15 protein-coding genes and 1 pseudogene are annotated in these 19,923 nt (G+C 75.9%); 9 read left to right on the plus strand and 7 right to left on the minus strand.

The window, feature by feature from the left end:
* Positions 1-202: 202 nt before the first annotated feature.
* The 4 genes from LO771_RS03630 (at position 203) to LO771_RS03645 (ending at position 4,344) form a co-directional block, all read left to right on the plus strand.
* Positions 203-1,366: an aliphatic sulfonate ABC transporter substrate-binding protein gene (locus LO771_RS03630; protein ID WP_374228056.1), complete on the plus strand. Its 1,164-nt coding sequence runs from the start codon at positions 203-205 to the stop codon at positions 1,364-1,366.
* Between the two features lie 141 nt (positions 1,367-1,507).
* A complete protein-coding gene (locus LO771_RS03635; RefSeq protein WP_230648113.1) occupies positions 1,508-2,347 on the plus strand; it encodes an ABC transporter ATP-binding protein in 840 nt (279 codons plus the stop codon).
* Complete coding sequence (locus LO771_RS03640; protein ID WP_230648114.1) at positions 2,334-3,386, plus strand: ABC transporter permease; 1,053 nt, start codon at positions 2,334-2,336, stop codon at positions 3,384-3,386. The genes LO771_RS03635 and LO771_RS03640 overlap by 14 nt, the downstream gene beginning before the upstream one ends.
* Before the next feature lie 154 nt (positions 3,387-3,540).
* On the plus strand, positions 3,541-4,344 hold the full coding sequence (locus LO771_RS03645) for a sirohydrochlorin chelatase (RefSeq protein WP_230648115.1): 804 nt from the start codon (positions 3,541-3,543) through the stop codon (positions 4,342-4,344).
* A 19-nt stretch (positions 4,345-4,363) separates the two neighbouring features.
* Here LO771_RS03645 and LO771_RS03650 read toward each other — a convergent pair whose 3' ends face one another.
* From LO771_RS03650 to LO771_RS03660, 3 genes are all read right to left on the minus strand, one after another.
* On the minus strand, positions 4,364-5,608 hold the full coding sequence (locus LO771_RS03650) for an RNA polymerase sigma factor (protein ID WP_230648116.1): 1,245 nt from the start codon (positions 5,606-5,608) through the stop codon (positions 4,364-4,366).
* A 42-nt stretch (positions 5,609-5,650) separates the two neighbouring features.
* Positions 5,651-6,007 (minus strand): YciI family protein, encoded by a 357-nt coding sequence (locus LO771_RS03655; RefSeq protein ID WP_230648117.1) that lies wholly within the window; start codon positions 6,005-6,007, stop codon positions 5,651-5,653.
* 242 nt (positions 6,008-6,249) lie between these two features.
* The gene (locus LO771_RS03660; RefSeq protein ID WP_230648118.1) at positions 6,250-6,810 is read right to left on the minus strand and encodes a TetR/AcrR family transcriptional regulator; all 561 of its coding nucleotides are present in this window, start codon (positions 6,808-6,810) and stop codon (positions 6,250-6,252) included.
* A 93-nt stretch (positions 6,811-6,903) separates the two neighbouring features.
* Between LO771_RS03660 and LO771_RS03665 the strand changes: the two genes are divergently transcribed.
* Together LO771_RS03665 and LO771_RS03670 are read left to right on the plus strand one after the other, a co-directional pair.
* Positions 6,904-7,863 carry an SDR family oxidoreductase gene (locus LO771_RS03665; protein ID WP_230648119.1) on the plus strand — a complete coding sequence of 320 codons (960 nt, stop codon included), beginning with the start codon at positions 6,904-6,906 and terminating at the stop codon, positions 7,861-7,863.
* A gap of 119 nt (positions 7,864-7,982) precedes the next feature.
* Entirely contained in the window at positions 7,983-9,128 is a 1,146-nt protein-coding gene (locus LO771_RS03670) for an MBL fold metallo-hydrolase (RefSeq protein WP_230648120.1), read from the plus strand.
* A gap of 85 nt (positions 9,129-9,213) precedes the next feature.
* On the opposite strand, the gene LO771_RS03675 is transcribed toward LO771_RS03670, so the two are convergent.
* Positions 9,214-9,417, minus strand: a complete 204-nt coding sequence (locus tag LO771_RS03675; RefSeq protein WP_230648121.1) for a cold-shock protein — start codon at positions 9,415-9,417, stop codon at positions 9,214-9,216.
* 218 nt (positions 9,418-9,635) lie between these two features.
* Positions 9,636-11,078: pseudogene (locus LO771_RS03680) on the minus strand (MMPL family transporter); the annotation flags it as partial.
* A 354-nt stretch (positions 11,079-11,432) separates the two neighbouring features.
* Here LO771_RS03680 and LO771_RS03685 point away from each other — a divergent pair.
* The gene (locus tag LO771_RS03685; protein WP_230648340.1) at positions 11,433-13,670 is read left to right on the plus strand and encodes an MMPL family transporter; all 2,238 of its coding nucleotides are present in this window, start codon (positions 11,433-11,435) and stop codon (positions 13,668-13,670) included.
* A gap of 366 nt (positions 13,671-14,036) precedes the next feature.
* Positions 14,037-14,933: a phosphotransferase enzyme family protein gene (locus tag LO771_RS03690; protein WP_230648122.1), complete on the plus strand. Its 897-nt coding sequence runs from the start codon at positions 14,037-14,039 to the stop codon at positions 14,931-14,933.
* Positions 14,934-14,964: 31 nt separating this feature from the next.
* On the opposite strand, the gene LO771_RS03695 is transcribed toward LO771_RS03690, so the two are convergent.
* Together LO771_RS03695 and LO771_RS03700 are read right to left on the minus strand one after the other, a co-directional pair.
* Positions 14,965-15,675 carry a 3'-5' exonuclease gene (locus LO771_RS03695; protein WP_230648123.1) on the minus strand — a complete coding sequence of 237 codons (711 nt, stop codon included), beginning with the start codon at positions 15,673-15,675 and terminating at the stop codon, positions 14,965-14,967.
* A 319-nt stretch (positions 15,676-15,994) separates the two neighbouring features.
* A complete protein-coding gene (locus tag LO771_RS03700; RefSeq protein WP_230648124.1) occupies positions 15,995-17,221 on the minus strand; it encodes an SAV2148 family HEPN domain-containing protein in 1,227 nt (408 codons plus the stop codon).
* A 420-nt stretch (positions 17,222-17,641) separates the two neighbouring features.
* Between LO771_RS03700 and glgX the strand changes: the two genes are divergently transcribed.
* Positions 17,642-19,828: a glycogen debranching protein GlgX gene (gene glgX / locus LO771_RS03705; RefSeq protein WP_230648125.1), complete on the plus strand. Its 2,187-nt coding sequence runs from the start codon at positions 17,642-17,644 to the stop codon at positions 19,826-19,828.
* The last annotated feature ends 95 nt before the right edge of the window (positions 19,829-19,923 follow it).

Here is a 19,923-nt window from a genome sequence, read left to right on the forward strand (position 1 = left end):
GCCGCATCGGCAGCGGCGCCCTCGGCAGCGGCCGGGGCGGCATGACGCGATGTGCGTGCGGACGGGGGCGCTGAACCGAGGTTCGGCACCGGATCCCCGTCACCCGGGACGCCGCCCGCCCGCAGCGGCGGCGCCCCGGTCCGCACCGGCCCCGCGCCGGACGTCACCGCACTTCCGATTCCCAGCAGTGAGGACACCTCCCGTGGCACCTGCCCGCCCGTACTCCGACGCACCCGCCCGCCCCGGCTCCGGCCGGACCAGACGCGCCGCCGCGGCGGCCGCCGCCGGCCTGACTGCCGCCGCCCTGCTCACCGCCTGCGGCTACGGCTCGAAGAGCACCGACGACGGCTCCGGCTCCACCCCGGCCGCCGCCACCGGCGCCGCGGCCGGGAAGAAGCTCTCCGCGGGCACGGTGCGGATCGGCTACTTCGCCAACCTCACCCACGGCACCGCCCTGGTCGGCCTCAAGGAGGGCCTGTTCCAGAAGGAGCTCGGCGGCACGCAGGTCAAGACCCAGGTCTTCAACGCCGGCCCGTCCGAGATCGAGGCGCTGAACGCCGGCTCCGTCGACATCGGCTGGATCGGCCCCTCCCCCTCGGTCAACGGCTACGTCAAGTCGGGCGGCCGGAGCCTGCGGATCATCTCCGGCTCGGCCTCCGGCGGCGTGAAGCTCGTCGTCGACGGCAAGAAGATCAAGAAGCCCGAGGACCTCAAGGGCCGGCGGATCGCCACGCCGCAGCTCGGCAACACCCAGGACGTCGCCCTGCTGAACTACATCGCCGAGAAGGGCTGGAAGGTCGACGCCCAGACCGGCAAGGGCGACGTCTCCGTCGTCCGGCTGGACAACAAGGAGACCCCGGCGGCCTTCAAGTCCGGCTCGATCGACGGCGCCTGGGTGCCCGAGCCGACGGCGTCCAAGCTCGTCTCCGAGGGCGGGAAGGTCCTCGTCGACGAGAAGGACCTGTGGCCGGACAAGAAGTTCGTGATCACCAACGTGATCGTGTCGCAGACCTTCCTCAAGCAGCACCCGGACGTGGTGGAGGCCGTGCTCAGGGGCTCGGTGGCCACCAACGCCTGGATCAGGGCCAACCCCGGCAAGGCCAAGGCCGACGCCAACGCCGAACTCGACCGCCTCTCCGGCAAGGCCCTGCCGGCGGACGTCCTCGACGCGGCCTGGTCCTCGATCGACTTCACCGACGACCCGGTGGCGTCGTCCCTGCGGACCAGCGCCGACCACGCGGTGAAGGCGGGCCTGCTGGACGGCGGGGCCGACCTCGGGGGGATCTACGACCTGAAGCCGCTCGACGCGGTGCTCAAGGCCGCCGGCCGGCCCGCGTACGAGGACGCCGGGCTCGGCGTCCGGTAGCCCCACCCGCTCCGGGTTCCGCCCCCGCCTCCCGTCGATGCCCTTCCCGGAAGGGCGGGGGCGGAACCCGGCACCCCGTACCGGCAGCACCCCCGTACCGGCAGCACCCCAGCCCGTCCCCGTACCCCAGGAGGTGACCCGATGGCCCCCACCACACTGACCGCCGCGGAGCAGGACGGCACGGCCGTCACCGCACCGTCCGGCGGCGCGCCCGCGGTCCGGATCGAGCACGTCCACAAGTCCTTCGGCCGCCCCGGCGCCGCGACCCCGGTCCTGGACGACATCAGCCTGACCGTGGCCCCGGGCGAGTTCGTCTGCCTGCTGGGCGCCTCCGGCTGCGGCAAGTCGACCCTGCTCAACCTCGTCGCCGGGCTGGACCGGCCCACCTCCGGCACCATCGAGGTCACCGGCGGCCGCCCGGCGCTGATGTTCCAGGAGCACGCCCTCTTCCCGTGGCTGACGGCCGGGCGCAACGTCGAGCTGGCGCTGCGGCTGCGCGGCGTCCCGCGGGCCGAGCGGCGCGGCGAGGCCGAGCGGCTGCTGGAGCTGGTCCGCCTCAAGGGCGCGTACGGCAAGCGCGTGCACGAGCTCTCCGGCGGCATGCGGCAGCGCGTCGCGATGGCCCGCGCCCTCGCCCAGCAGTCCTCGGTGCTGCTGATGGACGAGCCGTTCGCCGCACTCGACGCCATCACCCGGGACGTCCTGCACGAGGAGCTCACCCGCATCTGGACCGACTGCAACCAGCCGGCGGGCTCCGAGCGGGGCGGCCTCTCGGTCGTCTTCGTCACCCACAACGTCCGTGAGGCCGTGCGGCTGGCGCAGCGGGTCGTCCTGCTGACCTCCCGTCCCGGCCGGATCGCCCGCGAGTGGCGGATCGCCCTGCCCCAGCCCCGCCGGATCGAGTCCGCGGGCGTGGCCGGGCTCTCCGTCGAGATCACCGACGAACTGCGCAAGGAGATCCGCCGCCATGGCCAGCACTGAGACGGCCGGCTCCCCGAGGGCCGGGACCGCGGACGCGGGAAGGGGCCCGTCCGCCGGGTCCGGCCTCCGCGGGACGGCGCCCGCCGACGCGCCGGCGGAGCACACCGGGCACACGGAGCACACGGAGCACACCGAGCACAGCGGGCACAGCGGGCACACCGACGGCGGCGACCCGGCCGGCGGCGACCTGGCCGGCGTCGAGGCGGGCCTGGACGCGCTGGAGGCCGTCCCCGTCCGCCGCGTCCCGCTCTCCCAGGTGCTGCGCGACAAGGTGCTGCCCCCGGTCCTGGCCGTGGTGCTGGTGCTGGCGCTCTGGCAGGGCGTGCACGCGGCCGGGGTCTTCCCGGACTACAAGTTCCCCGGCCCCGGCGCGGTGGGGGACAGCTTCCTGGACCTCTGGTACCGGGGCGAGGTGTTCTCGGTGCTGTGGACCAGCGTCTCGCGCGGCCTCCTCGGCTTCGCGGCCTCGCTCGCCATCGGCACGCCCCTCGGGCTGCTGGTGGCGCGGGTCCGGCCCGTGCGGGCGGCCCTGGGCCCGGTCCTGTCGGGCCTGCAGTCGCTGCCGTCGGTCGCCTGGGTGCCCGCCGCGATCATCTGGCTCGGCCTGGACAGCAGGGCCATGTACGCGGTGATCCTGCTCGGCGCCGTCCCCTCCATCGCCAACGGCCTGGTGTCCGGCGTCGACCAGGTGCCGCCGCTGTACCTGCGCGCCGGGCGCACGCTGGGCGCGACGGGCCTGGCGGGCGCCCGGCACGTGCTGCTGCCCGCCGCCCTGCCCGGCTACCTGGCCGGGCTCAAGCAGGGCTGGGCGTTCTCCTGGCGCTCGCTGATGGCGGCCGAGCTCATCGCCAGCTCCCCCGACCTGGGCCTGGGCCTGGGCCAGCTGCTGGAGAACGGCCGGGTCGCCTCCGACATGGCCCGCGTCGAACTGGCCATCCTGCTCATCCTGGTCGTGGGGATCGCGATCGACCTGCTGGTCTTCTCGCCCCTGGAGCGGCGGGTGCTGCGCAGCCGGGGGCTGCTCGTCACGGCCCGCTGACGCGCCCCGGCCCGCCGGGCGCGCCCGCCGGGCACATCCGCCGGGGGCATCCGGCGGGCGCATCCGGCGGGCGCCGCGCCGCCGAACCAGGGGGACCGCACGGCGGACCGGCCGTCCGCGACCGTCCGCGACCATCCGCCACGGAGCCGCACCGATGACCATCCGCCACGCGACGGGACGCAGCCCGCAGGACGGCAGGACCGGGGGCAGCCCGGCCCGCCCCGGCCCGCCCGTCCTGCTGCTGATCGCCCACGGCAGCCGCGACCCGCGCCACGCGGCGACCGTGGAGGCGCTGGTCGGCCTGGTCCGGGAGCTGCGGCCCGGTACGCCCGCCGCCACCGCCTACCTGGACCACTGCGCCCCGCGCATCCCGCAGGTCGTGCAGCGCCTGGCCGCCGCCGGCACCCCGGCGGTGGCGGTGCCGCTGCTGCTCGGCCGCGCCTACCACGCGAAGACCGACATCCCCGGTGCGCTGCGGGGCAGCGGCCTGCCGGTGGCGGACGTCCTCGGGCCCTCGCCGCTGCTGCTCGCGGCGCTGGACCGCCGCCTGGCCGAGGCGGGCCTCAACACGGTCTCCCCTGCCGGGCGGGCCCGCACCGGCGTGGTGCTGGCGGCGGCGGGCTCCTCCGACCCGGCCGCCAACGCCGGGCTGCGGGCGGTGGCCGCGGAGTGGCGGCGGACCCGCGGCTGGGCCTCGGTGGAGGTGGCCCACGCCTCCGCCGTCCCGCCGCACGTGCCGCAGGCGGTGGCGTCGCTGCGGGCGGCCGGCGCGGAGCGGATCGCCGTCGCGCCGTACCTGGTCGCGCCCGGCCTGCTCCCGGACCGGATCGCTGCGGCCGCCGCGGAGGCGGGCGCCGACCTGGTCGCCCCCGTCCTGGGCGCCGCGCCCGAACTGGCCCGCCTGCTCCTCCACCGCTACGACACCGCCGCCTCCGCGGCCCGCGCCCTCTCGGCCTGACCGGCCCCGGCGGCCGGCCTCACCCGCCGGGGGCGGCGCGGGCGGCCCGGTCCAGGAGCAGCTCCCGCTCCCGGGCGTTGCGGGCCAGGGACGCCGCCCGGGCGAACTCCGCCCGGGCCTCCTCCCCGCGCCCGAGGCGCTCCAGCAGGTCGCCCCGGGCGCTCGGCAGCAGGTGGTAGCCCTTCAGGGCCGGTTCGTCCGCCAGGGCGTCCAGCAGCTCCAGCCCGGCGGCCGGGCCCTGGGCCATGGAGACGGCGACGGCCCGGTTGAGCTCCACCACGGGCGACGGGGCCACCGCCCCCAGCCGCCCGTAGAGGACCGCGATGGCCGCCCAGTCGGTGTCCTCGTAGCGGAGCGCCCGCGCGTGGTGGGCGGCGATGGCGGCCTGGAGGGAGTACGGGCCCCGGCCCGAGCGGGCCAGGGCCTCGACGCCGCGGCGGAGCAGCACGCGGTTCCACCGGGAGCGGTCCTGGTCGGCGAGGAGCACCGGCGCGCCGTCCGGCCCCGTGCGGGCCGGGATGCGGGAGGCCTGGAACTCCAGGAGCGCGGCCAGGCCGTGGACCTCGGCCTCCCCGGGCATCAGGCCCTGCAGGACGCGGACCAGGCGGAGCGCGTCCTCGCACAGGGCGGGCCGCACCAGGTCGTCGCCGGCCGTCGCGGCGTAGCCCTCGTTGAAGACGAGGTAGACGACCTCCAGGACCGACGGGAGGCGTGCGGCCCTGTCCTCGCCGTACGGGGCCTCGAAGGGGACCCCGGCCCGGGCGAGCGTGCGCTTGGCGCGGACGATGCGCTGGGCGACGGTCGGCTCCGGCACCAGGAAGGCCCGGGCGATCTCCGCCGTCGTCAGCCCGCCGAGCAGCCGGAGGACGAGCGCGATCCGGCCCTCCGGCGGCAGCACGGGGTGGCAGGCGGTGAAGACCAGCCGCAGCAGGTCGTCGTCGATGCCGTCCGGCTCCGGGGGCTCGGGCGGCGGCATGTCCTCCAGGGTCCGCCCGACCTCGGCCAGCTTGCGGGCGTACACCTCCCGGCGGCGGACCAGGTCGACGGCGCGGCGGCCGGCGACGGCCGTGAGCCAGGCGCCCGGCCGGTCCGGGACGCCTGACTCCGGCCACTGCTCCAGTGCGGCGACCAGGGCGTCCTGCGCGATCTCCTCCGCGATGCCGACGTCCCGCACGATGCGGGCGGCGCTCGCGACGACGCGCGCGGACTCGATCCTGAACACCGCTTCGACCGCCCGGGCCGCTGCTGCCTCCGTCACGGCCACCCATCAGAGCAGCCGTGCGGGGGCGGGGCAAGCACCGGCGGGTCAGGACCCGTCGATCTCGCGGACCTCGGCGCTCACGGTCCACTCCTCCCCGTGGACCTGCAGGAACCGCCGGGTCCACTCCAGGGCCTCGGCCTTGTCCTTGGCCTGCAGGATGGCGTAGCCGCCGACGACCTCCTTGGTCTCGGTGAAGGGGCCGTCGGTCGAGCTGAGGCGGCCGCCGGACCAGGTGAGCCGGGTGCCCTGGGCACTGGGGGTGAGCCCGGCCGTGTCCAGCATGACCCCGGCCCGGGTGATCTCCTCCAGCAGCTCGCCCATGCGCTTCTGCAGGTCGGGGCTGACACCCTCGGCGGGGACGTCCTTCTCGTCGATGCGGATCATGCTCAGGTAGCGCGGCACGGTGACTCCTCGGTCGGGAGGGCGGGGGCTCTCCCCGCCTCTCACCCGTACGTCGAACGGGGGGCGGCCGGATCGACAGCCCGCCCGGACCTTCTTGCGGACCTTCTTCCGGGCCATGGTCCGGACGGCTCTCCGGGCGCCGCGTCCGCGGCCGGCGGCCCGGGGGGCAAGGGGACGGGCGGGGACGGGCGGGCAGGGGGACGGGCGGGCGGGGCGGCGGGGCGCCGGCGGGGCCGGACCGGTCAGCCGCGCGGGGCGGAGAGGCCGGCGAGGAAGACCTCCAGCCAGCGGGCGCGGACCTCGGCGGGCCGGTCGGTGGGGGCGGTGGTGATCAGGAGGGCGACGTCGGCGGTGGTGACGTCGGGGCGCAGGCCGCCCTCCGCCTTGGCCGCCGCGACGATCCGGGCGGCGGCGGCGAGGGCGCGCTCCTCCAGGTCGCCGTGGTCGGTGGCGCCGAGGACGGCGGCGGCGGCCTTGACGGCGCGGTCCTCGGCCATGCCGTCGACGATGCGGACCAGCAGGGCGCGGAGCTCCGGCACCGCCGGGCGGCCGGCCTCCACCCGCGCGGCCGTGTCGGCGACGTCCCGGACCATGGCCTCGCCGTGCTCCAGGACGACCGCCCCGACCAGGTCGGCCTTGGTGGGGAAGTGCCGGTAGAGGGTGCCGACCGCGACCCCGGCCGCGGCGGCGATGGCCTCCATGGCGACCTCGGGGCCGTGCGCGGTGACCTGCTCCCGGGCGGCTTCCATGATCTTCTGCCGGTTGCGGACGGCGTCGGCGCGCAGTTGGCGGGGCTGGGGCATGGGGCGGTCCCTCTCGTGGTTGCAGCAAGATGAATACTAGTTCATGATGAAGATGAGCAGTGATTCATCTTGTTCGCCCCCGGAGGAGCACCCATGCCCGCCCAGCCCAAGGACATCCCCGTCCCCGACCGGAGCGGCACGCTCGCGGTCGTCACCGGGGCCAACAGCGGCATCGGCTTCGAGACCGCCCGCCGCCTGGCGCGGGCGGGGGCCGAGGTGGTGCTGGCCGTCCGCAACGCGGCGAAGGGCGCCGAGGCCGTCGACCGGATCCGCCGGGAGCACCCGGACGCCGCCGTCTCCGCCGAGCCGCTGGACCTCGCCGACCTCGGCTCGGTGTCCGCCTTCGCCCGCCTGCTGCTCGACCGCGACCGCCCCCTCGACCTGCTGGTCAACAACGCCGGGATCATGGCGGTGCCCACCCGCCACACCACGGCCGACGGCTTCGAGCTGCAGTTCGGCACCAACCACCTGGGGCACTTCGCCCTCACCGGCCGGCTGCTGCCGCTGCTGGTGCGCGGCCGCTCGCCGCGGGTGGTCACCGTCAGCAGCCTCGCCCACTTCATCGGCCGCCTGGACTTCGGCGACCTGCAGGCCGAGCGCTCGTACGGCGCCTGGCGCGCCTACGGGGCCTCCAAGCTCGCCAACCTGCTCTTCGCCAAGGAGCTGCAGCGGCGCAGCGACCGCGGCGGCTGGGGACTGCTCAGCGCGGCCGCCCACCCCGGCTCCACCGTGACCAACCTGCAGCACGCCGGGCCCAACCTGGGCACGGGGAGGGAGGGGGGCGGCATGAGCGCCCTGGTCATGTCGCTGCCCGGCGCGGCGCAGCAGCCGGAGCAGGGCGCGCTCCCCACCCTGTACGCGGCGACCGGGCCGGACGCCGCGGGCGGCGGCTACTACGGTCCGGACGGCGTGTTCGGCACCACCGGCGGGCCCGCCCCCGCCCGGGCGAGCCGTCGCGCGCAGGACGAGGGGACCGCCGCCCGGCTCTGGGACGTGTCCGAGCAGCTGACGGGCGTCCGGTACGACCACCCGGCCCCCGCGGAGCGCCCCTGACGCCGCCCGCCGCCGGCAGCCCGCCGCCCGGCCCCCGTCGCACGGCCCCGCCGCACCTCGCCCCTGACGCACCTCGCCCCCTGAGCCGTCCCGCCCCGCCCCGCCCGGAGGACCCGCCCGTGCCCCGCACCACTCCCCCGTCCCGCCTCGCCCGCCTGCTGCGGCCCGCCGCGCTCGGCGGCATCCCCACCGGGGAGCGGCTGGAGCGCATCCTCGCCTCGCCGCACCACGCCGACGGGACCTTCCGCAACCCGGCGGCCCCCGACATCCCCGTGCCGGCCGGCGGCCGGACGGAGCTGCTGCGGAGCATGCTGCGCCGCGCCGACCGCGTGCGCCGCTCGCCCGCCGCACCGGTCCCGCTGCACCGGGAGGCCCCGTCCGGTCCGCCCGCCTCCGGACTGCGGCTCACCTGGCTCGGCCACTCCACGGTGCTGGCCGAGATCGACGGCGCCCGGGTGCTCTTCGACCCGGTGTGGGGCGAGCGCTGCTCGCCCGTGCGGTTCGCCGGGCCGCGCCGGCTGCACCCGGTGCCGCTGCCGCTCGACGGGCTGGGCCCGCTGGACGCCGTCGTGATCTCCCACGACCACTACGACCACCTGGACATGCCGACCGTCCGCGCCCTGGCGGGCAGCGGCGCCCTGTTCGCCGTACCGCTGGGGGTGGGCGCGCACCTGGAGCGGTGGGGCGTGCCGGCCGGCCGGATCGCCGAGCTGGACTGGCACGAGTCGGTCGGGGCCGCCGGGCTGACGCTCACCGCGACCCCGGCCCGCCACTTCTGCGGGCGGGGACTGCGCCGCCGCACCCTGTGGGCGTCGTGGGCGGTGGCGGGGCCGCGGCACCGGGTCTTCCACAGCGGCGACACCGGCTACTTCCCGGGGTTCGCGGAGATCGGCGCGGCCCACGGGCCGTTCGACGCGACGATGGTGCAGATCGGCGCGTACAGCGAGTTCTGGCCGGACATCCACATGACGCCGGAGGAGGGGCTCCGGGCCCACGCCGACCTGGGCGGCGGGGTGCTGCTGCCGATCCACTGGGGGACGTTCAACCTGGCGCCGCACCCGTGGGACGAGCCGGCCGAGCGCACCCTGGCCGCGGCGGAGGCGGCGGGTGCCGAGGTGGCGGTGCCGGTGCCGGGACGCCCGTTCGAACCGGGCGGCGAGCTGCCGCGCGAGCCCTGGTGGCGGTCGGCGGCCGTCCCCGCGCCCGGCGCGGCCCGGGCCGGCGGCGCGGCCGCGGCGCCCGTCACGGCGGGCCTGGAGGGGTAGGCGGGACCGCCCGGACACGCCCGTCCCCGGACACGCGAAGGGCCCGCGCCGTACGGCGCGGGCCCTTGCGGACATCCCGAGGGTGTCAGAGCGGACGGATGTTCTCCGCCTGGGGGCCCTTCTGGCCCTGGGTGACGTCGAACTCGACCTTCTGGCCCTCGAACAGCTCACGGAAGCCCTGAGCCGCGATGTTCGAGTAGTGGGCGAAGACGTCGGCGCCGCCGCCGTCCTGCTCGATGAAGCCGAAGCCCTTCTCGCTGTTGAACCACTTCACGGTACCGGTGGCCATAGCCGCCTCCTTCTGGGGCAGAGTCAGGATCCGCACCTCGCGGACCCCACGTCGCCGCGATCCCCATCCGGATGACACCGGGCAAACAAAAGTGCGCCTGTGGTTGGACCAGCAGGCGCACACAAGAGTTCTTGGGAACCAAAACTGCAACAAGAACGACCGTAGCACGGCCGGGGGGAACGGGCCAGCAATATCCGCTCCCCCCGGCCGTGTCGGCGTCAGCTGCGGCTGACCGCCGGGTCGGGCGCGGCCTCGCCGGCCGTCTCCGGACCCGCCGCGTCCGGCGCCGCGCCGGCCCGCGGGCCGTCCCCGTGGCCCGGCCACCAGGCGGCGTGCCCGATGAGCGCGGTGAGCGCGGGGGTGAAGAAGAGGGCCATCACGAAGGCGGCGACCACGATGCCGAAGGCGACCGCGAAGCCCATCTGGGTGAAGAAGGAGTTGCCCGCCAGCATCAGGGTGGCGAAGGAGGCCGCCAGGATGAAGCCGGCGGCGGCCACCGTCGGACCGCTGTGCCGGACGGCCATGCTCGCCGCCTCGCGCGGGGACCGGCCCTCACGGGCCTCCTCCCGCAGGCGGGCGATCATCAGGATGTTGTAGTCGGTGCCGATGGCGACGACGAACAGGTAGACGATGATCGGCAGCATGAACATCAGGCCGGCCTCGCCCTGCACCTTCTGGAAGAGCAGGGTGGTGGCGCCGAGCGTGGCGCCGAAGCCGAGCCCCACCGAAGCCATCAGGTACCAGGGCGCCACGACGCTGCGGAGCAGCAGGCCCAGGATCACCATGATCACCATGATCAGGATCGCGGCGACGGGGAAGACCAGCCGGTAGTCGTGGTCCATCGCCAGGTTGATGTCCTTGTAGACGGCGGTGATGCCGCCGACCAGGGCGGTGGTCCCGGCGGGGGCCGAGGCGTGCGCAGTGCCGCGCAGCCGGTCCACGGTGTCGATCGCGGCGCCGGAGGCCGGGGCGTCCTTGAGCAGGACGGTGAAGTCGGCGGTCGACCCGTCCCTGCTCAGGCCGGTCCGCGGGTCCACGGCTGCCGCGGCGACGCCGGGCACGGCCTGGAGCTTCCGCTGGAACGCGGGGAGGGCGGCCCGGTCGAGCTGCCCGCCGGCCCTGACCAGGTAGACGTGGGTGGGCTCGGCGGCGCCGGCCGAGTACGCCTTCATCATCGTGTCCTGGACGACCATCGACTCCTTGTCCTTGGGCATGGAGCCGGAGGCCAGGTCGAAGGTGCCGGTGAAGCCGAACGCGGCGGCGGCCAGCGCCGCCATGACCGCGCCGGAGACGCCGGCCACCAGGCCGGGGCGCCGCCCGGTGGTGGCGCCGAACGCGGCGAAGCGGGCGCCGCTCGGCTCCCGCTGCCAGTTCCGGGACGGCCAGAAGAGGACGCGCGGGCTGAAGAGCGAGAGCACGGCCGGGAAGAGGGTGAGCGCGGCCAGCAGCGTCACGGCGACGGCGATGGCGAGGGACGGCCCGAGGGAGCGGAACATGCCCAGCGAGGAGAGGACCAGCGCCATGAAGGCGATGATCACCGCGCCGGCGGCGGAGGCGATGGCCTCGCCGACCCGGCCGACCGCGTTGACCATGGCCTCCCTGCGCTCGTCCCCGGCGCGCAGCCGCTCCCGGTAGCGGAACATCAAGTACGCAGCGGCATCCTAGGAAGCTTGCTTGCCGCCCGGCAAGTTGGTTTCGACCTCCCCGGATGCCGCACCCATCCTCCCGCGGCCGGAGGCCCCGCCGTCTCCTGCGCGGGGTGGATCCGCCTCCACCTGCGGGAGGAGCCACCGCCCCCGACAGCCCCTCAGGGGCGCCCGTAGGGAGAACCCCACCCCCCTCCTGGGGCCAGGACCAGGGTCGGGTCGGCCGCTGGCCGGATGTCCGCCCCGGCGCCGGATCCCTAGCGTCGTGGACAGCGCCGCAGCGAGCGGCGGCACCGATTCCGGCGGCCCGCACCGCCGTCTTCCCGAGGGGGACCCGACGTGTCACACCGACCAGGCCTCGCCGCCGCCATGGGCGGCTGGAGCGCCCGGCACCGCTGGGCCGCCGTCACCGGCTGGCTGCTCTTCGTCGTCCTCGCCGCCTGGCTCGGCGGCGTCGCCGGCAGCGTGAGGATCGACGACTCCGAGCAGATGCCCGGGCAGGTCGCCCGCGCGCACCGGATCCTCGCCGACGCCGGGATCGAGCGGCCCTCCGGCGAGAGCGTCGTCGTGCAGAGCCCGTCCCTGACCGCCGCCGACCCGGCCTTCCGCAGCGCGGTCGCCGACGTGGTCCGCACGGTGCGCGCCACCGGCCTGGTCTCCGGCGTGCGGTCCCCGTACGACGGCGGGGCGGTCTCCGCGGACCGCCGCACGGCGCTGGTGGCCTTCACGATGACCGACGCCCGCGGGAAGGGGACCGACGCGGAGGTCGCCACCGTGCTGGACGCGGTCGCCGGGGTGCAGGCGCGCCACCGCGGCCTGGTGGTGGAGGAGTTCGGCGACGCCAGTGCCCACCGGTGGTTCCAGGACCAGTTCAGCCACGACTTCAAGCGCGCCGAGTGGACCGCCGTGCCGCTGGCGCTGGGCATCCTGCTGGTCGCCTTCGGCGCCCTGGTCGCGGCGGTGCTGCCGGTCGTCCTCGCCCTCACCGCCTTCGTCGCCGCCGGCGGCCTGGTCGCGCTCTCCAGCCACCTGCTGCACACCAGCGACGACGCGAGCTCGGTGATGCTGCTGGTCGGCCTCGCCGTCGGCGTCGACTACTGCCTGTTCTACCTGCGCCGCGAGCGCGAGGAGCGCGCCGCCGGGCACGACCCGGCGACGGCGCTGCGGATCGCCGCCGCCACCTCGGGCCGGGCTGTCCTGGTCTCCGGCCTCACGGTGGTGGTCGCGATGGCCGGCATGTTCCTCACCGGCATCGCCGACTTCCGGGCCATGGCTGCGGGCACCATCGTGGTCGTCGTCACCGCCGTCCTGGGGTCGCTCACCGTGCTGCCCGCCCTGCTCTCCCTCCTCGGCGACCGCGTCGAGAGGGGCCGCGTGCCGCTGCTCGGCCGGCTGCGCCGCGCCGGCACCGCCGAGGGCGGCCGCTTCTGGAACGCGGTGCTCACCCCCGTGCTGCGCCGGCCGCTCGCCGCCGCCCTGCTCTCCACCGGCGTCCTGCTGGCCCTCGCCGCCCCGCTGCTGACCCTGCACACCGCGAACCTCACCTTCGAGCAGCAGATCCCCCGGGGCAACGCCCTGGTGACGACGTACCAGCGGATCCAGGCGGCCTTCCCCGGCGACCCGGCCCCCGCCACCGTCGTGGTCAAGGCGGCCGACATCGACTCCCCGCGGATGCGGCGGGCCGTCGCCGACTTCCGGCGGGCCGCCGTCGCCACGGGCCGCATGCACGAGCCGATCCGGGTCGAGACGCACTCCGCGCAGGACGTCGCCGTGATCAGCGTCCCGCTGGCGGGCTCGGGCAACGACGCCGCCAGCGACGAGGCCCTGCGGACCCTCCGCGAGGAGGTCGTCCCGCACACCCTCGGCGCGGTCCCCGGCACCGAGGCGCCCGTCACCGGCGAGACGGCCGGAAGCCACGACTTCAACCGGCAGATGTCCGACAGCCTGCTGCCCGTCCTCGGCTTCGTGACCGCCTTCGCCTTCCTGCTCATGCTGCTCTTCTTCCGCTCCCTGACGGTCGCGGCGACCGCGGTGGCGCTCAACCTGCTCTCGGTCGCCGCCGCCTACGGCGTGCTGGCGCTGGTCTTCCAGCACGGCGTCGGGGCCTCGCTGCTCGGCACGGCGGGGGTCGGCGCGGTGGAGTCGTGGGTGCCGCTCTTCCTCTTCGTGATCCTCTTCGGCCTGTCGATGGACTACCACGTCTTCGTGGTCTCCCGGATCAAGGAGGCCCGCGACCGGGGCATGGACACCCGCTCCGCCGTCTCGTACGGCATCCGCAGCACCGCGGGCGTGGTGACCAGCGCGGCCGTGATCATGGTGGCGGTGTTCTCGGTGTTCGGCACGCTCTCCGTGCAGTCGATGAAGCAGATGGGCGTGGGGCTGGCCGTGGCCGTCCTGGTGGACGCCACCGTCATCCGCGGGGTGCTGCTGCCCTCGGTGATGAGCCTGCTGGGCGAGCGCAACTGGTACCTGCCGCGGTGGCTGCGCCGCCTGCCGGAGCTCTCGCACGGCGGCCCCGTGCCCCCGGCGCCCGCGTCCGCCCCGCTGCCGTACCTCGTCGGCGGCGAGGACGACCCGAGGCGCGAGCGGACCGCCGCCGAGGTGTGAGCGGCCGTGCCGCCCGCGTGCGGCGCCGGGTCCCGCGGCGTGCGGGGCCCGGCGCCGCACGGCCGTCCCCGGGGCTGTCCCGGGGACGGCCCCGGAGCGCGGCGGGAGCGGGCACGGAGGCGTGCGGCCCGGCCGGTCCGGGCACGCGCCGCCCCGATCGGCGCACCGGCCGCTCCCCCGACCGGGGCGCCCCCGGACAGGGCTGCCACCGGACAGGGCTGCCACCGGGCAGGGCGCCCCGGGACGAGAAGCCTGGGACAGGTCTGCCACCGGGGGCCGGGCCGTCCGGCCGGGACGCCGACGCGGCCCGGCCGTCTGCGAGACTGGCCGGACCCGTACCGCCGCAGACCGGAGCACCGCCGCCGCATGAACAGCCTCCCCTTCGACGAGAGCCGCGCCCGCACCGTCCTGGAGGCCGCCTGCGCCCGCGCCGGACTGCCCTCCCCCGCCGGCGCGCGCCTGCTCGCCCTCGGCGAGAACGCGGTCCTCGCCGTCGACCACGTGGTGGTGAAGATCGGCCGGGATGCCGGCCTCGCCGAGCGGGCCGAGCGGGAGCTGCGCGTCGCGGAGTGGCTCGCCGGGCAGGGCGTGCCCGCGCCGCGGCCGGCCGCCGCTCTGCCCGACGGCCGGCCGCTGGTCGTGGACGGCCACCCGGTGACCGTCTGGGAGCGGCTGCCGGACGCCGTGCGCCCCGCCGGACCGGCCGACCTGGCCGAGCTGCTGCGGGCCGTGCACCGGCTGCCCGCCCCGCCGGTGCCGCTGCCGCGCCGCGACCTGCTCTCCGGGGTGGAGCGCTGGCTGCTCGCCGCGGAGGGGCACATCGACCCGGCCGACGCCGCCTACCTGCGGTCCCGACGCGACGGGTTCGCGGAGGCCGCGGCGGAGCTGGTGCCGCACCTGCCGCCCGGCCCGATCCACGGCGACGCCCTGACCCGCAACGTCCACATCGGGCCGGACGGACCGGTCCTGCTGGACCTGGAGACCTTCTCCGGCGACCTGCGGGAGCACGACCTGGTGGTGATGGCGCTGAGCCACGACCGCTACGGCGTGCCCGCCGCCGCCTACCGCGCGTTCACCGGGACCTACGGGTGGGACGTGCGGGACTGGGAGGGGTGCGCGGTGCTGCGGGGCGCCCGGGAGACCGCGAGCGCCTCCTGGGTCGCGCAGCACGTGCCGGGCAACCCGGCGGCACGCGCCGAGTTCCGCCGCCGGGTGGAGTCGCTGCGCGCGGGCGACGCCTCCGTGCGCTGGTACCCCTTCTGAGGGCAGCGGCTGCGGCGGCCGCGCGCCCGGGTCACGGACGCCGCAGCGGCCACCGGCCGTCCACCACGGCCCGGGGGTCCTTCTCCCGCCGCAGCCACGCCTGGAAGTCCTCCGCCCAGGCGGCGTACCAGCCGACCTGCTGCGTGTGGAGGTCGGACGGGTGCGGCTCCCCCACCTGGCGCGGGTAGCGTTCGGCCAGCCGGACGGCGACCCGCACCGCGGCCAGGGCGTCGCTGCCCGCCTCGTGGGCGTCGGCCAGCTCCACGCCGTAGACCCCGCAGACGCTCTGCAGGCTGCGTGAGCCGCGGCGGTAGCGGTCGACCGAGCGGTCCACCACCAGCGGGTCGAGGACCGGTCCCACCGGGCGGCCCCCCAGCCGCTCCTCCAGGGAGGGCAGGCCGTGGCGGCGCAGCTCGGCGTCGAGCAGGCTGAGGTCGAAGGGCGCGTTGAAGGCCACCACCGGCACCCCGGTCTCCAGGCGGCGGCAGAGCAGCTCGGCGATCTCCCCGACCGCGCCGGGCGCCGGGCGCCCCTCGGCGGCGGCCCGCTCGGTGCTGATGCCGTGGATGGCCGCGGCCTCGGACGGTATGGGCACGCCCGGGTCGACGAGCCAGGCGGTGGTGTGCACCGGCTCGCCGCCCTTGGTGTCCACCAGTGCGGCGGTGACGATGCGTGATGTGTCCGGGTCCGTCCCCGTCGTCTCCAGGTCGAACCCGACCAGCGGCTCGTGCCACCAGCTCATGTGCGGCGTCCTCTCCTCCGGCCCCCGTGAGGCGTCCATCATCCCGTGCGCCTCTGACAAGCGGACGCGGGACCCGGCGGCGGCCCGGGCCGCGGACCGGGGCCGCGGCACCGGCGGGGCCGGGGGCCGGGGCGTGCGGCGCCCGGTGCACAGGGCCCCGTCGGGGAGGCGGCCGCCCGGGGGCCGGTGCGCGCCGGGGGTCCGCGCGGCCCGGGCCGCGGGACGCGCGCGGGCGGGCGGGGCGGGGCGCGGCGGAGAACCGGACCGGACGGGCAGGACGGCCAGGACGGGCAGGACGGCCAGGACGGGGCCCGGCGCGTCAGGAGACCGGCCGGGAGTCGGCCCAGCTCCCCTCGAACTCCTCGCGGTAGACGTCCAGCAGCCCCGGCTCCCCGCCGGCCGCCTCCGGGTCGCGGGCGGTGCCGCGCAGCACCAGGGCGGGCGACTCGGCGCCGCGGGAGCGCCTCAGGTAGGGCTGGACCACGGCGAGGCCCTGCGGGCGGCCGCCCTCGACCAGGTAGGCGGTGAAGCGGGGCGTCTCGTCGAAGACCCGGATCTCGAAGCCGCGGGGATCGCGCAGCCGGGCCCGGACCCGGCGCACGTGCATGATGTTGGCCTCCACCGACCGGGCCAGTTCGCCGCGCCCCAGGCCGAGCTCCCGCTCGCGGCGGCGCACCGCGCTGCTGGCGGGGTTGAGGAAGAGCAGGCGCGTCCGGCAGCCGCCGGCGGCCAGCCGGACCAGGCGCCTGCCGGTGAAGTTCTGGCAGAGCAGGGAGAGCCCTATGCCGACGGCGTCCAGCCGCTGCGCCCCGGCCAGCAGCTCCTCCACCGGCAGGTCGCGCTGGAGGCGGACCCGGTCGGAGTGGACCGAGGAGACGTCGGCGTAGCGGTCGCCGACGAGCTCCTCGACGACGTCGCCGGGGGTGCCGGGCACGGCCGCCCGGCCGCCGTCCAGCAGGGCCAGCAGGCGGGCGGCGGCCCGCTCCGCCTGGGCGAGGACCGTCTCGGACAGCGCCCGGTTGCGGGAGACGACGTGCCGGGCCACCTCCAGCTCGTCCAGGGCCAGCTCCACCTCGCGCCGGTCTGCGAGGTGCGGCTCGAAGCAGGGCCAGTGCTGCACCATGAGCTCGCGCAGCTGCGGGAGGGTCAGGAAGACGACCAGCCGGTCGTCGGCGGGGTCGAGCAGGTAGCCCTTGCGGCGGCTGACCTCGCGGACCGCCCCGGCGCGGTGGGCCCACTCCTCGCCGGCGGGGCCGGCCGCGGCGGTGACCCAGTCCTCGCCGTGGGCGGGCTCGTACACGGGGCGCAGCACGTCGGAGACGAGGGCGCGCATCCGCTGCTCGACGAGGTTGAGCCAGACGTACGCGCGGCCGGCGCGGCGCACCCGGCGACGGGCCTCCTCCCAGGCGTCCGGCCCCCAGACGGGCCCGGCCTCCGGGCTCCCGCCCTGGCGGGGCACGGTTCGGCCGGCGGCCGCCCTCCCGGCGGCGGGCGCGTCTCCGCGCACCGTGCCTCCCGCGGCACCCCCGTCGGCGGGGACCACCATGGAGTACCTCACCCTCCCCTGCCGATCCGGACGATCAAGGGTACTTCGCCACCGCCCGCCCCGCACGCGGATCGGCGGCCCGGACGTGCGTCCGAGGGCGCGACACGCGGGGGCGGTGCCGGGTCGCGCCCGGTTGCGGCGGTTTTCCGCCGGATAAGACACCCGTTCGGGCGAAGAAGTCACGAAAGGGCATCAGGACGACCTTCCGGTCGGCAAGTATGCGGGGGAGGGACGCCGCAGGACCGCCGGCCGGAGAGGCGGCGGGAGAGGCCGAGGGGAGGGCCGGAAGGGAGGGCCCGAGGGTGCCGCGCCCCGGGGAGACATGGCGCCCGGCCCCACCGGGCATACGGCACGCATCGGCGGCGTGCCCAGGCACGGTCCGGGCAGCCGCCCGCCGCGACGACGGGAAGATGAGGGACGATGCAGGTCTGGCCGGGACACCCGTACCCCCTCGGTGCCACCTACGACGGGGCCGGAACCAACTTCGCGGTCTTCTCGGAGGCCGCCGACCGGATCGAGCTCTGCCTGATCGGCGACGACGGGTCGGAGACCGCGGTGGAGCTGCGGGAGACCGACGCCTTCGTGCGCCACGCCTACCTGCCCGGGGTCCAGCCCGGCCAGCGGTACGGCTTCCGGGTGCACGGCCCGTACGACCCGGAGCAGGGGCACCGCTGCAACAGCGCCAAGCTGCTGCTCGACCCGTACGCGAAGGCGATGAGCGGGTCGATCGACTGGCACGAGTCCGTGTACGGGTACCACTTCGGCGCCCCGGAGCGGCGCAACGACCTGGACTCCGCCCCGCACACCATGCACTCGGTGGTGATCAACCCCTACTTCGACTGGGGCAACGACCGGCCGCCGCGCACCGACTACCACCGCACCGTGCTGTACGAGGCCCACGTGAAGGGGCTCACCAAGCTGCACCCCGGCATCCCGGAGGAGATCCGCGGCACCTATGCGGGCATCGCCCACCCGGCCGTGGTCGAGCACCTGGTGGACCTCGGGGTGACTGCGATCGAGCTGATGCCGGTGCACCAGTTCGTCCACGACCACCGCCTGGCGGACATGGGCCTGTCGAACTACTGGGGCTACAACACCATCGGGTTCTTCGCCCCGCACTGCTCCTACTCCTCGGTCGGGGACCGCGGGCAGCAGGTGCAGGAGTTCAAGTCGATGGTCAAGGCCCTGCACGCGGCCGGCATCGAGGTCATCCTCGACGTGGTCTACAACCACACCGCGGAGGGCAACCACCTCGGCCCGACCCTCTCCTTCCGCGGCCTGGACAACGACAACTACTACCGGCTGGTCGGCGACGACAAGCGGTACTACGAGGACACCACCGGCACAGGCAACTCCCTGCTGATGCGCAGCCCCCACGTGCTGCAGCTGATCATGGACTCGCTGCGCTACTGGGTCACCGACATGCACGTCGACGGCTTCCGCTTCGACCTGGCCGCCACCCTGGCGCGGCAGTTCCACGAGGTGGACCGGCTGTCGTCCTTCTTCGACCTCGTGCAGCAGGACCCGGTGGTCTCCCAGGTCAAGCTGATCGCCGAGCCGTGGGACGTCGGCGAGGGCGGCTACCAGGTGGGCAACTTCCCGCCGCTGTGGACCGAGTGGAACGGCAAGTACCGCGACACCGTGCGCGACCTGTGGCGCGGGGAGAACGCCACGCTCGCCGAGTTCGGCTCCCGGCTGACCGGCTCCTCCGACCTCTACCAGGACGACGGCCGCCGGCCGATCGCGTCCATCAACTTCGTCACCTGCCACGACGGCTTCACCCTGCGCGACCTGGTCTCGTACAACGAGAAGCACAACGAGGCCAACGGCGAGGACAACCGCGACGGCGAGAGCCACAACCGCTCGTGGAACTGCGGGGCCGAGGGCGAGACCGACGACGAGGGCGTGCAGGAGCTGCGCGCCCGCCAGCAGCGGAACTTCATCGCCACCCTCATGCTCTCCCAGGGCGTGCCGATGCTCTCCCACGGCGACGAGCTGGGCCGCACCCAGCAGGGCAACAACAACGCCTACTGCCAGGACAGCGAGCTGGCCTGGGTGCACTGGCCGAAGGCCGCCGCCCAGACCCCGCCCGCGAGCACCGGCGGCCTGCCGCACGGCACGGCGCAGCCGGAGGACGCGGCCGAACCGGCGGCGCAGCTGCTGGAGTTCACCCGGTCCATGGTGTGGCTGCGCCGCGACCACCCGGTCTTCCGCCGTCGGCGCTTCTTCCACGGCCGGCCCGTCTCCGGCACCCACGACGACCTCTCCGACATCGCCTGGTTCACCCCCGACGGCCGGGAGATGACCGACGACGACTGGAGCGCCTCGTACGCCAAGTCGATGACGGTCTTCCTCAACGGCTACGCCATCTCCGAGCCCGACCGGCGCGGCGGGAAGATCGTGGACGACTCCTTCCTGCTGATGTTCAACGCCCACTACGAGCCGCTGGACTTCGTGGTGCCGGTGAACCACGGCCGCGAGTGGCAGGTGGTGGTGGACACCGCCCTGCCCAGGACGATCACGCCGGGCACGGGGGCGCGGGTGAAGGCGGGAGACCGGCTGCGGCTGGCCGACCGCTCGCTGATCGTGCTCCAGCGTCCCGCCTAGCCCGCTCGGCCCGCGCAGCACGCTCGGCCCGCGCAGTCCGGCCGGGTCCCGTACGACGGGGCGCGGCGGCAGCCGTCCGCCCCTCCCGGATGCTC

It is taken from the genome of Streptacidiphilus sp. ASG 303, from assembly GCF_020991365.1.
GTDB lineage: Bacteria > Actinomycetota > Actinomycetes > Streptomycetales > Streptomycetaceae > Peterkaempfera.